The 16,033-nt window shown below is 50.0% G+C and carries 9 protein-coding genes; all 9 read left to right on the forward strand.

Annotated features, from left to right (window positions below):
- Window positions 1-275 precede the first annotated feature (275 nt).
- Window positions 276-3,542: a SusC/RagA family TonB-linked outer membrane protein gene (locus tag HMPREF0650_RS11560; RefSeq protein ID WP_004351004.1), complete on the forward strand. Its 3,267-nt coding sequence runs from the start codon at window positions 276-278 to the stop codon at window positions 3,540-3,542.
- 20 nt (window positions 3,543-3,562) lie between these two features.
- Entirely contained in the window at window positions 3,563-5,491 is a 1,929-nt protein-coding gene (locus HMPREF0650_RS11565; RefSeq protein WP_004351005.1) for a RagB/SusD family nutrient uptake outer membrane protein, read from the forward strand.
- 199 nt (window positions 5,492-5,690) lie between these two features.
- Window positions 5,691-6,614, forward strand: coding sequence for a lipoyl synthase (gene lipA / locus HMPREF0650_RS11570; protein WP_004351006.1), 924 nt, complete (start codon window positions 5,691-5,693; stop codon window positions 6,612-6,614).
- Window positions 6,615-6,678: 64 nt separating this feature from the next.
- Window positions 6,679-7,224, forward strand: a complete 546-nt coding sequence (locus HMPREF0650_RS11575) for a beta-class carbonic anhydrase (RefSeq protein WP_040563343.1) — start codon at window positions 6,679-6,681, stop codon at window positions 7,222-7,224.
- Window positions 7,225-7,284: 60 nt separating this feature from the next.
- Window positions 7,285-9,099, forward strand: a complete 1,815-nt coding sequence (locus tag HMPREF0650_RS11580) for an alpha-L-fucosidase (RefSeq protein WP_004351008.1) — start codon at window positions 7,285-7,287, stop codon at window positions 9,097-9,099.
- A gap of 569 nt (window positions 9,100-9,668) precedes the next feature.
- Window positions 9,669-11,876, forward strand: a complete 2,208-nt coding sequence (locus HMPREF0650_RS11590) for an anaerobic ribonucleoside triphosphate reductase (RefSeq protein ID WP_004351011.1) — start codon at window positions 9,669-9,671, stop codon at window positions 11,874-11,876.
- A gap of 248 nt (window positions 11,877-12,124) precedes the next feature.
- On the forward strand, window positions 12,125-12,625 hold the full coding sequence (gene nrdG / locus HMPREF0650_RS11595; protein ID WP_004351012.1) for an anaerobic ribonucleoside-triphosphate reductase activating protein: 501 nt from the start codon (window positions 12,125-12,127) through the stop codon (window positions 12,623-12,625).
- A gap of 241 nt (window positions 12,626-12,866) precedes the next feature.
- Window positions 12,867-15,191: a C10 family peptidase gene (locus HMPREF0650_RS11600; RefSeq protein WP_004351014.1), complete on the forward strand. Its 2,325-nt coding sequence runs from the start codon at window positions 12,867-12,869 to the stop codon at window positions 15,189-15,191.
- Window positions 15,192-15,399: 208 nt separating this feature from the next.
- Window positions 15,400-16,014 (forward strand): TetR/AcrR family transcriptional regulator, encoded by a 615-nt coding sequence (locus HMPREF0650_RS11605; protein WP_004351016.1) that lies wholly within the window; start codon window positions 15,400-15,402, stop codon window positions 16,012-16,014.
- The last annotated feature ends 19 nt before the right edge of the window (window positions 16,015-16,033 follow it).

Below are 16,033 nucleotides of genomic sequence, written 5' to 3' on the forward strand. Positions count from 1 at the left end.
GCATTTATAAATGAAACTAGACCTAAAAATAGCAAAAACGATTAAGCACACAGGTTTTCAAGAAAAATGAAGAAATAAGAACTATTGTTAGTCAGCTTATCAATAGACATGATTTGCAACAACATATGTTTGGATCTTTACTACCCAAGCCGTGGTGCATGATGTTGCATCAGACTTTATTTCAAGACGACAGCAGTATATCTACGATTTATTTTCATTGAACAAAGGCTAATTCATTCGTGAATCTTATCAGTAATTACAATTAATAACATTTTATGGAAAACAAATTTAGAATTAGATTGCGAAACGGAGAAATCCGGCTCGCAGCCGCAGCGATTCTTACCTTGGCCACTCCATTGTGTGCGCTGGCAGCGAAAGGCACTATGCCCGTGCAGGCCGAGCAGCAACGACAGATTGTGGTAAAAGGTAAGGTGGTAGACAAACAAACCAAGGAAGGACTCATCGGTGCATCGGTTACCGTGAAGGGCCTGACAACGGGGGCTGTTACTGACATCAACGGCAACTTTACCATCAACGTACCGTATGCAGAGGCCACGATTGTGGTTTCGTACATAGGCTATCAGCCTCAGGATGTGAAACTCGCAGGACGTAAAGAACTCGTGGTTGAGCTGATTGAAGATGCCAAAGCCTTGGAAGAGGTTGTGGCTGTGGGTTACATGAAACAGCGAAAGGAAACCATGACTGGTGCTGTAGCCACCATCACCACGAAAGACCTTACACAAAGCCCTACGGCCAACCTGAACAACGCCCTGGCCGGACGCTTGCCGGGTTTGATTGCCAACCAATACATGGGTGGTGAGCCTGGTGTTGACAGAGCCGAGGTGTTTATTCGCGGTAAGGCTACCTTCAATGCGCAGAACCCTATCGTGATCATCGACGGTGTAGAACGTGACATGACCTATCTGGCTGCCGACGAAATAGAAACCTTCACCATCCTGAAAGATGCGTCGGCAACGGCACAGTATGGTATACGCGGTGCCAACGGCGTGGTGGTAATTACCACCAAGCGCGGACAGTCGAGCGACAAAGCCAGCGTAAACTTCAAGGCATCATACGGATTCAACAAGGCGGTAAAGTTCCCTACATATTTAGGTTCGGCCGACTATATGACGCTGTACAACGAAGCCATGATTAACGATGCCCACATGAACGGACAATCTGCCGAGGAAATATCAAAGCTCAACCTCTTCAAGAAAGAAGCCATTGATGCCCACCGCACAGGGCAAGGATACAACTGGGATTACTTTGATTATGCTTTCAAGACGGCTCCTCAACAAGACTATACGCTGTCTATCCGTGGTGGTAACGACCGCGTGAAGTACTTCGTAATGGCCAACTACTTTAACCAGGGTACTAACCTCAAGTACAACTCAGAAGCTACCAACGGTGCCGAGAGCCGATTCAACCGATACAACATCCGGTCGAACATTGATATCAACATCACCAAGAACTTCTGGGCCAAGTTCGACTTGGGTGGCCGTATCACCGACCGTACCAGTCCTGGTACATCGGCTGCCACCATCGTTACGCTGGCCAACACGCAGCCTCCTTACCTGCCCATCACACTCGATGACAACGGCAACAAGGCTAATAAGAACATCTTTGCGCAGAACCCTAACGGCGTGCTCTTTGGTACACAGCTCTATCGCTACAACATCCTGGGAGAATTGAGCCGTACAGGTTACCAGAACGAGAAGAACACTTACTTTGAGGGCGCGCTCACCTTGGGTCACAACCTCGACTTCATCACCAAGGGACTGAAGGTTGAAGGCATGTTCTCTTACGACTTCCACGGAAACCGCTGGATTATTCGTGACATCCCTTACTACCTTGAAGGCTACAAGCGACTGCCAGGCTACGCTACTTTCGAACCACTTGATGGCGTTGACGTGTACAACGACCCTACCGTTCCTTATAAGGGCGCATACGGCGGCGGTAACAAATACGAGATTGACCAGAACCGTAACAACGGTGTGAACAATAACCCGCAAGACTCGCGCTACTACGCACAGTTCAAGCTGGAGTACAACCGCACCTTCAACCAAGATCATGAGGTGAGTGCCATGTTCCTGGCCAACCGCAGCGAGCGCAACTACAACAACGATCCTTACTACCGCTATCAGGGTATGACCGGTCACGCTTCTTACTATTATCAAAGAAAGTATCTGGCTGAGTTCAACTTTGGTTACAACGGATCAGAGAACTTCGCCCGTGGCAAGCGTTACGGATTCTTCCCCTCAGGCTCACTGGGATGGGTGATCAGCAACGAAAAGTTCATGGAGAGCACTCAGTCGTGGCTCGACTATTTGAAACTGAGAGCATCTTACGGATTGGTAGGTAGCGACATGTTGCCTAGCGACCGCTTTGCATACCTGGCTTACTATGGTGGTGCCAACGGTTACAACTTTGGTCCTAACCTCAACACCGGAATCGGTGGTAACCGAGAGGCCCGCCTTGCCAGCACTGCCCTGACATGGGAAAAGGCCAAAAAACTGAACCTTGGTTTCGATATCACCATGCTGCAACAGCGACTCAACTTCAGCTTCGACTTCTTCATCGAGAAGCGCTACGACATCCTCACCAGCCTCAACACCGGCGCAGGTGCCGATATCCAGCGACTCAACTTCCCAGCCATCGTAGGTGCGTCGGCTCCATGGATTAATTCTAGTAAAATTAAGAATCAAGGTATCGACTTCGAACTGACATGGCAAGACAAGATTGGACGCGACTTCAGATATTACATCAAGCCCAACTTTACCTTTGCCCGCAACAAGATTGAGTTCACCAACGAAATCAACTGGGGCGACAACACTTGGCGCCAGGCCACCGGCAAACCCATGTACAGCAACTTTACTTATGTGTTCGACCACTTCGTTGCTGACCAGGCTGAAGCCGATGCCCTCAACGCCTCTGGCATCCAGGGTTCGTTTGGCAAGCTGATACCTGGTGATGTGGTATACAAGGATATGAACAACGACAAGGTGATAGACGACAAAGACCGCGCTGCTCAAGGTTATCCACGCAGCCCCGAGATTATGTTTGGTATCCCCGTAGGCATCACATACAAGGGATTCGACTTCAGCGTGTTGTTCCAGGGTGCAGCCAACTCTTCTGTTCTGTTGAATGGCGCAGCTGTGTACGACTTCCCTAACTTCGACAACGACAAACTGGGTAAGGTAAAACCGCTGCACATGAACAGATGGACACCAGAAACCGCAGCCACAGCCAAATATCCTGCACTGCACCTGGGTACACACAACAATAACAAAAACTCTCGCAACAGTCTCTTCCTCTATGACGCCAGCTATATGCGTCTGAAGAACCTGGAGATAGGCTACTCGCTGCCTCACAGCATCATCAAGATTGCCAACCTGCAGCAGGTACGCTTCTACATCCAAGGCCAGAACCTCTTCACGTGGGATAAGCTCGACGATGTTGACGTAGACCCCGAAACCAGCAGCAACGGTACCTGGTATCCTATCCAGAAGACCTTCAACTTTGGTGTTAATATAACATTCTAATCTATTATTGAAATACAATTATGAAAAAGCTATATAGTTCATTATTCATGTTAGGAATATTCCTGACATTGGTCGGATGTAGCGAAAGTTTCCTTGATAAGGAAGAAGACGACAAGAAGTCTGAAGCAGACGTCTACACCCGATACGAGGAAGTTAACAAGAACGTAGCCACCGCCTACTGGAACGCCCGGTACGCCATGCGTCCGTTGGTATGGCTCGAGCACTTCTCTTCTTCAGTCATCACAGACGAGTGCGAGGCATCCAATGTGGAAGGCAACATCGGTAACCGATACAACCAAGGCGACTGGAACCCTAACGCCAACTTCCCAGGCAACAACCGCCAGTTCTGGAACAGCATGTTTGCGGCCATTCGCCACATCAACCTGACACTGGAAGGCATCGAGAAGTACAAGACACCTGACAACCCGCTTAGCCCGGGCGACCTGGATAAGCGCATCGGTGAGCTTTACTTCCTTCGCGGATACATGCACCTGAGACTGATGACACTCTACGGAGAAATACCTTATATCGACCACAGCATCCCCACAAACGACAAGATGGAATTCAAGCAGGAAAGCGTGCACGCCGTGGTTGACAAGATTGTGGCCGACGCCGAAGCAGCATACGCTAAGGTGGCAGAAATGTATAACCGCAGCGACGAACACTTTGGACGCGTAGACAAAGGTGCCTGTCTCGGCCTCATTGCCATTGCGCGATGGATGGCCGCCACACCACTGTACAACGGCGCCAAGGAACATGGGTACGAGGGCAACCGCGTATTTGAAAGCGAATATACTTACAAGGCCGAACGCTGGACTGCTGCCAAAGATGCAGCCAAGAAGGTAATCGACTTTAGAGTAAACGGTGCTCCACGCTACAGCCTCTATACCAAGTACGACGCACACGACTTTCAGGACGACGGCAACCGCAACCTCAATGGGTCACTGCTCTACCACCGCCTGTGGGATATGTTCTACGACCTGGATGGCATGCAGACCGAAGGCGTGTTCTTCGTAACACGCGACAAGAACAACTGGTGGCAAGGCGACCAGTACGCTCCAAGCCGTGGTGGTGGCTCACGCCAGCAGCCCGTGCAAGAGCAGGTAGACGAGTATGAATACATGGCACCCGATGGCTACGGATATCCCGTATACAGCCAGGAGGCACGCAACGCAGGATACGACGATGCCAACCCATATGTAAAGCGCGACCCACGCTTCTACCGTGACATCATCTACCATGGTGCTCCTTATCGTGACAACGGTAACCACGCACGCCCCATGAACACCGCCGAGGGATCTGACCAGATCAATGCCAACAACGCAACCACAACGGGTTACTACCTGCGCAAGTTCATGAAAGACGGATACAACAAGAGCGGTGGATTCGACATCCACTCACCAGCCATCTGGCGCTTGCCCGAATTTATCTACATCTACGCAGAGGCTGTAAACGAGACCAGCGGACCTAACCAAGAAATCTACGACATGATTAATAAGGTACGTGCCCGCTCGTTCATGAGTCCGATGCCACCGGCAACCATGACCAACAAGAAGCTGATGCGCGAATACATCAAACGCGAGCGCCGCGTAGAGTTCTTCTACGAGAACAAACGTCCATTCGAGTGCCGTCTGTACCTCGAACCATCTTCTAAGGAAGAATTGGCAAAAGAGAAGATTTTCTTGTCATTAGGAGCCGACAACACACAGCGCTCTATCAACTATTGGAAGCAGCACAAGGGTGCTTATCCTAAGTGCCAACGCATGATTAACGGCATGCGCCCCGTAGAAGATCCAGCCGGTAAGATAGAGATCAATGGCAAACACTATCGCATGGAACGCTTCTGCAAGGAAGAGCGTACATTCGAGACACCGAAGCACTATCTATTCCCAATCCAGAACACCGAGCTGAACGTTTGCCCAACACTCGTTCAGAACCCAGGCTGGTAACAGAAAGGCCAATAGGCTAAAGGAAGAATAAGATAAGATTAGATAGGGAGTGAAGGAGAGCAACATCTCTTCTTCGCTCCTTTTGTTTATTTTTCCTCAACGCAGAAGCCAGATGGTTTTTCTTGCTTTTATTTGCAAAAAATATTTATCTTTGCATACAGCAATATGGCGGGATAAACCTGCTGAACAAAGACATCACATGGACAAAACACAACGAAAACCTATATTAAGGAAGCCTCGCTGGCTGTACACCCAGATAGAGGGTGGAGAGAAATACGGCATGGTGGAAGACACCATCGCACAAAACGGACTGCACACCATTTGCAGCAGTGGCAAATGCCCTAACAGGGGACACTGCTGGAAACACGGCACGGCCACCTTCATGATTTTAGGTGACCGCTGCACGCGTGCCTGCCGCTTCTGCGCCACGATGACGGGGCATCCACTGCCACCCGATGGCACGGAACCGATAAAGATTGCCCGATCGGTGAAGGCGATGGGACTGAAACATGCCGTGATTACCTCGGTCGACCGTGACGACCTGCCCGACAAGGGGGCGGCTCATTGGGCGGAAACCATCCGGGAGGTGCGCCGCCTGTGTCCCAACACCATCATCGAAATACTCATTCCCGACTACCGGGGCCAAGAGCTTCAAACCGTGCTGGACGCCAAACCAGACATCGTGGGACATAACCTGGAAACGGTTGAGCGACTTACACCATCCGTCCGCAGCCGGGCTACCTATCGCAACAGTATGGCAGTGCTGCAAGAGATTGCCGCGGCCGGATTCATCGCCAAGACAGGCATCATGGTGGGACTGGGCGAACAGCCCGACGAGGTGACGCAGTTGCTGCGCGAAGCTCGTGAGGCGGGCTGTCGCATGCTGACCATCGGACAGTACCTGCAACCCTCATCCGCCCAGCTTGACGTGGTGGAGTACGTTCATCCCGACACTTTCGCCCTGTACAAACAACAGGCATTGGAATTGGGCTTCGACCATGTTGAGAGCGGTCCGCTGGTGCGCTCATCGTACATGGCCGAGCAATCGTTCGTGAGCATGATGGTCAAGAGCAACGAAACGCACAGCGATGCCCCACAAGCGTCTGCGAACAGACAAGCGTGAAGGAGGCGAACGTGCCTATGAACACAAATTCTTTGAAACCCTAACAAACATCAGAAACACCTATATGATTGACGACATTCTGACCTTCAACAAACAATTCGTAGCCAAAAAAGAATACGAGAAGTACATCACAACGGGGCAACCCGACCGCAAGCTGGCCGTACTGAGCTGCATGGACACGCGCCTGACCGAATTGCTGCCAAAGGCGATGGGACTGAAAAACGGCGACGCCAAGTTCATCAAGGTGGCCGGCGGCACAATGCTATCTCCCTACGACACGGTGATGCGCTCACTGCTGGTGGCCATCTACGAGCTCGGCTGCGAAGAGGTGATGGTGATTCACCACACCAACTGTGGCCTGTGCAACATGCACGCCAACCATTTCATCGAGCTGATGCGGCAGCGCGGCATCAAAGAGGAGGCGCTGGCCGAGGCATCCAAGTACACCGATCTGGAGAGATACCTCGGTGGCTTTCCAGACATCGAGGAAGACGTGCGCCTCACGGTGACAGCCATCAGGCGACATCCCTTGATACCGCGCAGCGTCATAGTACGCGGCTTCATCATTGATTCGGAAACCGGACAGCTCACAGAGATAGAGAAATACTAACACATCAAACACGCGAAGCGGAACGGATGGACAAAACAACGTAATATTAAAATAATCTTTATGAACACAAGGATGCTCCTACTGGCCATAACGCTGGCCGGCAGTTTGACAATACATGCCAAGGACAACGACCAGGCACCCGCACCGGTGATGCCCATCCCCACCGAGCATCAGGTGAGGTGGCAACAGATGGAGACATACGCCTTCGTCCATTTTGGCCTGAACACCTTCAACGACCGCGAATGGGGATACGGCGACTGCAAATTGGAAACCTTCAACCCCACCAGGCTCGATTGCGAACAATGGGCGCAAACCTTTGTCAAGGCAGGTCTGAAGGGTGTAATCATCACCGCCAAGCATCACGACGGCTTCTGTCTGTGGCCCACCAACTACACCGACTACAGCATACGCAACACGCCTTACAAGGACGGAAAGGGCGACGTGGTGGGCGAGCTGGCTGCGGCATGCAAGAAGTACGGACTGAAGTTTGGCGTGTACCTCTCACCCTGGGACAGGCATCAGGCTTTCTACGGCACACCGTTTTATGTAGACTACTTCTACCACCAGCTGCGTGAGCTGTTCACACGCTACGGCGACATCTTCGAGATTTGGTTCGATGGAGCCAACGGTGGCGACGGATGGTATGGCGGTGCCAAGGACACGCGGACCATTGACCGCCGCACCTACTACCAATACGATCGCGCCTACAAGCTGATTGACGAACTGCAACCGCAGTGCATCGTGTTCTCAGATGGCGGACCGGGCTGTCGGTGGGTGGGCAACGAGCGGGGATATGCGCATGCCACCAACTGGTCGTTCTTGCGCCAGGGCGAGGTCTTCCCTGGTTATGAGAAATATTACGAACTGCAACAGGGACATGCCGATGGCAACCAATGGGTGCCGGCAGAGTGCGACGTGTCCATCCGACCGGGCTGGTTTTACCATGAGCGCGAGGACAACAAGGTGAAATCGGTAGACCATCTCACCGACCTTTATTATCGCAGTGTGGGACACAACGCCAACTTACTCATCAACTTCCCTGTCAATAAGGAGGGGCGCATTCATCCCACCGACTCGGCCCGCATCATCGCCATGCATCAACGGGTGACGAACGAACTGGCGGACAACCTCCTGCGGGGCGCTCGCATCAAAGCGTCTGAAGAGCGAGGAAGACGGTTTGGCGTGAAGGCCCTCACCGACAACCGCTTTGACACCTATTGGGCCACCCATGACAGTGTGCGCAGTGCCACGCTCAGCATCCGCTTCCGCCGTGCCACAAGGCTCAACCGCCTGCTGCTGCAAGAGTACATTCCGCTGGGACAGCGCGTGAAGAGCTTCACCGTGGAGTACCGCTCGGGCAAGCAGTGGCTACCCATCCGGCTCAACGAAGAGACTACCACCATTGGCTACAAACGACTGCTGCGATTCAAGCCTATCACCACTCGGCAGCTGCGCATCCGCTTTAACGATGCGCGGGGATGCCTCTGCATCAGTGAGATAGGCGCTTACCACGCTCCCAACGCCCAAGAAAGTTTCGAGTTGAAGGAAGCCGATTTGAAAGGTTATGCGTTTACCCAGGTGTCCGGCACGGCAGAGAATGAGGTGCTGATGGATTTAGGACAGAGCCGCACCGTGAGCGCACTACATTATCAGCCGGCGCAAAAGGGCATCGCAACCCATTACGAGATTCTCGTTGGTGCCGACCCTTCACAGTTGCGAACCCTCACCACGGGCGAATTCTCAAATATCCGCAACAACCCAATCCGACAGGATGTATACCTCACCCCCACCCATGCCCGTTACATCATGTTGCGTGCCCTTCGAATAGTAGACGACAGCAAGCGCCTACTGTTCGACAAGCTGGTGGTGAGATAGATTACAAGTTGACGAGTTGACGAGTTTACAAGTTTACAAGTTAACGAGTTGATGGTTCATGGGCTGAGAGGCTCACGAGATAAACCATCAGCTCGTCAGCTTGTTTGTTTATTAGCGTGTTTGTTTGCCAGCTTGTTTGTTTGCCAACTATTCTTTACAAAAACTGATAACCCATTAGCTATTTTTATTCAAGTTAATTATCTAAAAATATAATTTCTTTCATAAATTCATAGATAAAGTTTTCCAAAACTTTTTGTAACTTATTGTATTTAAAGCGATTAACTTTTATTAACTTGATAAAAGTTTTCCAAAATGATTTTTCATTGAAATATTTACTATCTTTGCAAAGCAATAAAAAAAAGATAGTAAGCAAGCACAATGTTTTCTTCTAGGGGCATCCTAGAAAGCTAGTGATTCTAAAAAAAATAGGAACCCTAGAAAACCTAGGAAACTAGAAAACCTAGGAAAACTAGAAATCCTAGAAAAACTTGTCAACTCGTCAACTTGTAAACTTGTCAACTAAAAAACTCATCAACTCGTAAACTTGTAAACTCGTAAACTAAAAACACATGATTCAAACCATAGTGAAGCGCGACGGACGCATAGTAGGCTTCAACGACCAAAAAATCATGGCTGCCATCCGAAAAGCCATGCTACACACCGAAAAAGGTGAAGACGAACGACTCATACAGCAAATCACCGACCACATCTCGGTTCACGGAAAACCGCAAATGTCGGTAGAGGACATCCAAGACGCTGTAGAAATGGAACTCATGAAGAGTGCCCGCAAAGACGTGGCACAGAAGTACATCGCCTATCGCAACCAGCGCAGCATAGCACGCAAGGCAAAGACACGCGACGTGTTCTTGGACATCGTGAACATCAAAAACAACGATGTGACACGCGAGAACGCCAACATGAACGCTGACACGCCAGCAGGCATGATGATGAAGTTCGCCTCGGAAACCACCAAACCCTTCGTAGACGACTATCTGCTGTCAGAGCAAAGTCGTGAGGCGGTGGCACACAATCTGCTGCACGTACACGACAAAGACTACTACCCCACCAAGTCGCTCACCTGCTGCCAACACCCATTAGATCACATCCTGCAACATGGGTTCACCGCTGGGCACGGCTCTTCCCGACCCGCCAAGCGCATCGAGACAGCCGCCGTGCTGGCGTGCATCTCCTTGGAGTGCGCACAAAACGAGATGCACGGCGGCCAAGCCATCCCTGCCTTCGACTTCTATCTCGCACCCTTCGTGCGCTCCTCATATATTGAAGAGGTGAAAAATCTGGAAAATCTCTATGGTGACAACTTCGAACACCTGTACCAAACCGAGATAGACGACTACATCGACCGCCCACTCAACGGACTGAAAGGCGATGCACGCATCAAGCAACATGCCATCAACCGCACCGTGGCGCGCGTACACCAGTCGATGGAAGCCTTCATCCACAACATGAATACCATCCACTCGCGTGGAGGAAACCAAGTAGTGTTCTCGTCCATCAACTACGGTACGGACACCTCTGCCGAGGGGCGTTGCGTGATACGCGAACTGCTCAACAGCACCTACCAAGGCGTGGGCAACGGTGAGACTGCCATTTTCCCCATACAGATTTGGAAGAAGAAACGAGGCGTGAGCTATCTGCCCAATGACCGTAACTACGACCTGTACTGTCTGGCGTGCAAGGTGACAGCACGGAGATTCTTCCCCAACTTCCTGAACCTTGATGCCACCTTCAACCAACACGAACTGTGGCGTGCCGACGACCCTAAGCGATATATGTACGAAATGGCAACCATGGGATGCCGCACCCGTGTGTTTGAAAACAGATATGGCTTGAAAACGAGTGTGGGCAGGGGCAACCTGTCGTTCTCCACCATCAACATCGTGCGACTCGCCATTGAGTGCATGGACATCAAAGACAAAGAGCAACGCATCGCCAAGTTCTTCGCCAAGCTCGATGACATGCTGGAAATCACCGCCAAGCAACTCGACGACCGTTTCCAATTCCAAAAGACTGCCTTCGCCAAGCAGTTCCCCTTGCTGATGTCAAAACTGTGGGGTGGCTGTGAACAGCTGGAGCCAAACGACACCATAGAGAGCGTCATCAACCAAGGCACTTTGGGCATTGGGTTCATCGGATTGGCAGAATGTCTCGTGGCACTCGTAGGAAAGCATCACGGAGAGTCGGAAGAGGCGCAAGAGCTGGGCATCAAAATCGTGACCTACATGCGCGACCGCTCCAAAGACTTCTGCGAACAGTACCAACACAACTACAGCATCCTTGCCACACCTGCCGAAGGACTGTCTGGAAAGTTCACCAAGAAGGACCGCAAAGAGTTTGGCGCACTGCCAGGCATCACCGACCGTGACTATTACACCAACTCTAACCATGTGCCCGTGTACTACAAGTGCAGCGCACGCCACAAGGCTGAGGTAGAAGCTCCCTACCACGACCTGACACGTGGTGGTCACATCTTCTACGTAGAGATAGACGGAGACGCCACGCACAACCCACAAGTCATCATGAACGTGGTAGACATGATGGATCGTTACAACATGGGCTACGGCAGCGTGAACCACAACCGCAATCGCTGCATGGACTGCGGATACGAGAACGCTGATGCACACCTCGACACTTGTCCTAAGTGCGGTAGTCATCACATCGACCGTCTGCAACGCATCACAGGCTACCTCGTTGGCACTACCGATCGCTGGAACGCTGGCAAGTTAGCAGAGCTCAACGACAGAGTGACGCACGAGTAAAAAAAGAGGCGGCCTCTCCAACGGTGGCCTCTCCCCCGACCCCTCCCCGAGGGGGAGGGGAGTAAATAGCTGGCTGAACAGAGGTTGTAAACTCACAGACTCAGTAACTCACAAACTCAGTAACTCATTAACTTTCCAACTCATCTTCCAAACAGCCTTCTCAAGAAAATAGTCTAACTACTCCCCTCCCTTTTGGGGAGGGGTCGGGGGAGAGGCTGTTGGGGAGAGGCTGCTCCCTATACTGTACTATGCTATCCATCCTATCCATTCTCGAAGACACCACGGTAGACGGACCGGGCTTTCGCACCACAGTCTACTGTGCAGGATGCCCTAACGCCTGTCCGGGTTGTCACAACCCACAGACATGGGACATCCACAACGGACAATGGATGCAAGTGGAGGACATCATGCGTGTGATAGAGGCAGACCCCTTTGCCAACGTCACCTTCTCGGGAGGTGACCCCATGTTTCAAGCCGAAGGATTCGCGGAATTAGCACACGCCATAAAGACACGCACCAACAAAACAATATGGTGCTACACGGGCTTTACCTTCGAAGCGCTCATCAAGAATCCGCAACAACGCCAACTGCTCGAGTGGATAGATGTGTTAGTAGACGGTCCGTTTGTGGAAAAACTCAAAGATCCTGACCTGCTCTTCCGTGGCAGCTCCAACCAACGCATCATCAACGTACCACTATCGCTACAGCAAGGCAAGGTGGTGCTATGGGAACAAGAAGATGACATGTAGATACGATGACAAAGACGGCTGGCGTGAACCACACCAACCCTGCAAAACGAAACGCCAACTTTCTTATCAATTTGCCAGACCAGCATTGTTTCCATTCGAATAAAAACAATGTTACTCACATCTTCTCATTCCTCACTTTTTTTACTGCATTGTTCCTAAAAAAATAAATACTTTTTCAATTTTCTAGGGTTATTATTTGATTTTTTTTAGTTTTGTATCAATAACCTATATTTAGTAAACGATGCTAAACAGAACCTCTACACTATTATTTGCCCTCCTATTGTGGCTAAGCGCATTTGGCGCACCTGTGAGCAAACAAAAGGCTCAAAAGTTAGTGGAAAACTTCTTGAAAGAAAATCTGCCGAGTAGTTATCAACCTACGCGTGCTGGCAAGAACGCCTTGAAAGCGGTGGATGCCACCCCATACTATTACGTCTTCAGCATTGGAAGTCAAAAAGGATTTGTCATTGCCTCTGCAGATGACAGAACCGAACCCATTTTCGGATACACGCTGAATGGAAACTTTGACAAGGCGAATTTGCCCGAAGGACTCTGCGACCTGCTCTCTTATTATGCAAAAGAGTTACAACTGCTCGACCAACGAGGAGCAACGGCGACACACCTTGCCACAAGGGCTGGCAACAACCGCACCCCCATTGAACAACTCATGGAAACGCAATGGAATCAATCAGCGCCCTACAACAACAACTGTCCCATGGATGGCAAGGAAAGAAGCGTCACGGGATGCGTGGCAACTGCAATGGCGCAAATCATGTTCTACCACAAATGGCCACAAAACATGTTAGCAAAACCCATTGCGGCTTATACCACTAAAACGAAACAAATCCAATGTGAGGCATTGGAATCCACCTCGTTTGAATGGGAGGTGATGCTTCACTCTTACCAAAGCAACCCGTACAAAGAGAGTGAAGAGGCGGTGGCAAAACTGATGAGATATGTAGGACAGTCGCTAAAGATGGACTATTCCGCAGAGGCATCGAGTACGAACTCCGGCAATTGCGTCTCGGCATTGTCCAATTACTTCGGCTACTCTAAAGGTATGAAGTTAGTACAACGAAGCGACTATGCGTACGAAGAGTGGAACAATTTGATATACAATGAACTAAAGAACAACCGCCCCGTGTATTACAGCGCATCAACACAGACCCGAAGCGGTCATGCCTTCGTATGTGACGGATACAAGGAGGGCGACTTCTTTCACATCAACTGGGGATGGGGTGGCATGTCCGATGGCTACTACCGCTTGTCGGTGTTACGTCCCAATCAGGCTGGCATAGGAGGCAACGCCGATGCCTACGCCTTGAACCAAGATGCCATCATTGGCATCAAGCCAGCAATAGAAGCAGAAACGACACCAATCGTACTCACCGTATACCAGTTGGAGCTGAACCCATCTAACATCACAAGGAATAATAAGACGAGTGACTTCAACGGCATGAACCTTTCTGTGATGTTTACCAACCGCTGTGGCACAGACTTCAATGGAAAGATTGGCGTTGGATTGTTTAAGGACAACCAACTAATTTCGGTACTGAGAGAAACGAATCAGCAGTACCCTAACAACCCATACACTGCCAGTGGACCGACCTTTAGTGGAGTATCGTTTGGGAAAGACCTTGACAATGGTACATATCAACTGAAGGCTATCTACCAAGTAGATGGAGAGACAGAATGGAAAGTGAGCGAAGACGGAGACAAGAAAAGAATTGACATCACCATTACCGACACGCAACTCAAGCAAACCACTGCCGACAATCGTCCTCGATTAGAGGTGAAAGAGGTGAAGATGAAAGGAAGCAAAGAGATTGGCGTACCACTCACAATCACACTGACAGTAGAGAACAAGGGCGGCGATTGCAACGAAGAATGGAACTTCTACCTCGATAACAAGATAGTAGCCATCGTTGGCGCATATATCGCAGCCAACGCCACCAACAGCATTGAAATAAAAATCAAACCACAAAAAGAGGGAACGCTGTCCTATTACCTTAAGCGACCCGACGGTAGCAAGTTGTATAAAGGTACCATAGAGGTGGGGCATTATGCCAACCAAGAGTTGCCCAAGATTGAAATCAAGCCCAACCTCGGCAAAGACGAAACCATTGAGGCGCCCACACTCACGGGAACGATAGTAGTCACCAACGATGAAGCTGGAACGTACGCCAACGGCATCGATTTGGTTTTGTACAAAATAAAGGAGGGGACCAACGATGGGTATCCTGTGGAGACCTATCAGATTGATCAAGAGATTGCTGGCAACACAACCGTTACTCTGCCTTTCACATTCAACAGCATTGAAGACGGCGCCAGCTATTTCATTATCGCCTGGGAATACAGAAACAATATGAGAACCCTCGTAGAACAAACTTATTCCTACAACGCAAAATTCCTGCCAAGCGGCATCGACCCCATCGGAAAGAATGCTCATCAAGACCATCTGCCCATATACAACCTTCGTGGTGTGAAGGTGGGCACAGGCTGGAAAGCCCTCCAGCATTTGCCAAAGGGTATATATATCATAGGTGGAAAGAAAGTGGCAAGATAAATACCCACTTTTAGGTATTGCGAAAATTCCTCACACCTCGTACCTTTGCAGCAAAGAAAATACAAGAGTATGAGAAAACGAAAGTACCATATAGCATATATGGATATACACCCCTCCACTATCGAAGCGCACTGTTCAAGAAAAGAACAGTGCGTTTTTTTTATGAACAAAATTGAACAACGTTCACTATTAACCCTTTACCCTCATTATGCAAACTCTGAAAGATGACATTCGGCAGCGCATCATCGCTACCGCCCGTGCAGAATTTATCGCACATGGCGTACGCTGCACCTCCATCCGCACTGTGGCTCGCAAATCAGGTGTCGCTGTAGGAAACCTATATAATTACTTTAGCAGCAAGGACGAACTGTTTTGCGAGGTGTTGCGGCCTCTCACCAAGGCGTTGAACAAACACATCCTGTCGCACAATGATGAAAAGTTCCTGTCGATAGACGTGTTCAACATGCGGCAACGACAAATAGATTATATCTTAGACATGTTATCCATTATAAAGGATTTTCGTCCAGAGCTTCGACTGCTCCTATTCAACTCAGAGGGTACGTCGCTACAAGGATATAAAGACAAGATGGTGGACAGACAGATGAAAGTGGGTATGGAATACCTGCGACTGATGAAAGAACGCTATCCACATCTCAACGCCAACATTTCGCCATTCTTGGTTCACATCAATTGCTCTACATGGATAACCGTTTTCTGCGAGATTGTAGAACACGAAGATTACAGCGACGAGGATATCAAAGTTGCCATGGAACAGTACATGGATTTTAGCATGGCAGGTTGGAAAGCATTAATGAAACCATAAGGACTAATTATTAAAAGAC

This window comes from Hoylesella buccalis ATCC 35310 (genome assembly GCF_000177075.1).
In the GTDB taxonomy this organism is placed as follows: domain Bacteria; phylum Bacteroidota; class Bacteroidia; order Bacteroidales; family Bacteroidaceae; genus Prevotella; species Prevotella buccalis.

Excerpts from the sequence above, each read along its gene's own strand:
- HMPREF0650_RS11600 (WP_004351014.1), top strand. The coding sequence starts at position 12,867 with ATGCTAAACAGAACCTCTACACTATTATTTGCCCTCCTATTGTGGCTA.
- lipA (WP_004351006.1), top strand. The coding sequence starts at position 5,691 with ATGGACAAAACACAACGAAAACCTATATTAAGGAAGCCTCGCTGGCTG.
- HMPREF0650_RS11560 (WP_004351004.1), top strand. The coding sequence starts at position 276 with ATGGAAAACAAATTTAGAATTAGATTGCGAAACGGAGAAATCCGGCTC.
- HMPREF0650_RS11575 (WP_040563343.1), top strand. The coding sequence starts at position 6,679 with ATGATTGACGACATTCTGACCTTCAACAAACAATTCGTAGCCAAAAAA.
- HMPREF0650_RS11580 (WP_004351008.1), top strand. The coding sequence starts at position 7,285 with ATGAACACAAGGATGCTCCTACTGGCCATAACGCTGGCCGGCAGTTTG.
- HMPREF0650_RS11565 (WP_004351005.1), top strand. The coding sequence starts at position 3,563 with ATGAAAAAGCTATATAGTTCATTATTCATGTTAGGAATATTCCTGACA.
- HMPREF0650_RS11605 (WP_004351016.1), top strand. The coding sequence starts at position 15,400 with ATGCAAACTCTGAAAGATGACATTCGGCAGCGCATCATCGCTACCGCC.
- nrdG (WP_004351012.1), top strand. The coding sequence starts at position 12,125 with ATGCTATCCATCCTATCCATTCTCGAAGACACCACGGTAGACGGACCG.
- HMPREF0650_RS11590 (WP_004351011.1), top strand. The coding sequence starts at position 9,669 with ATGATTCAAACCATAGTGAAGCGCGACGGACGCATAGTAGGCTTCAAC.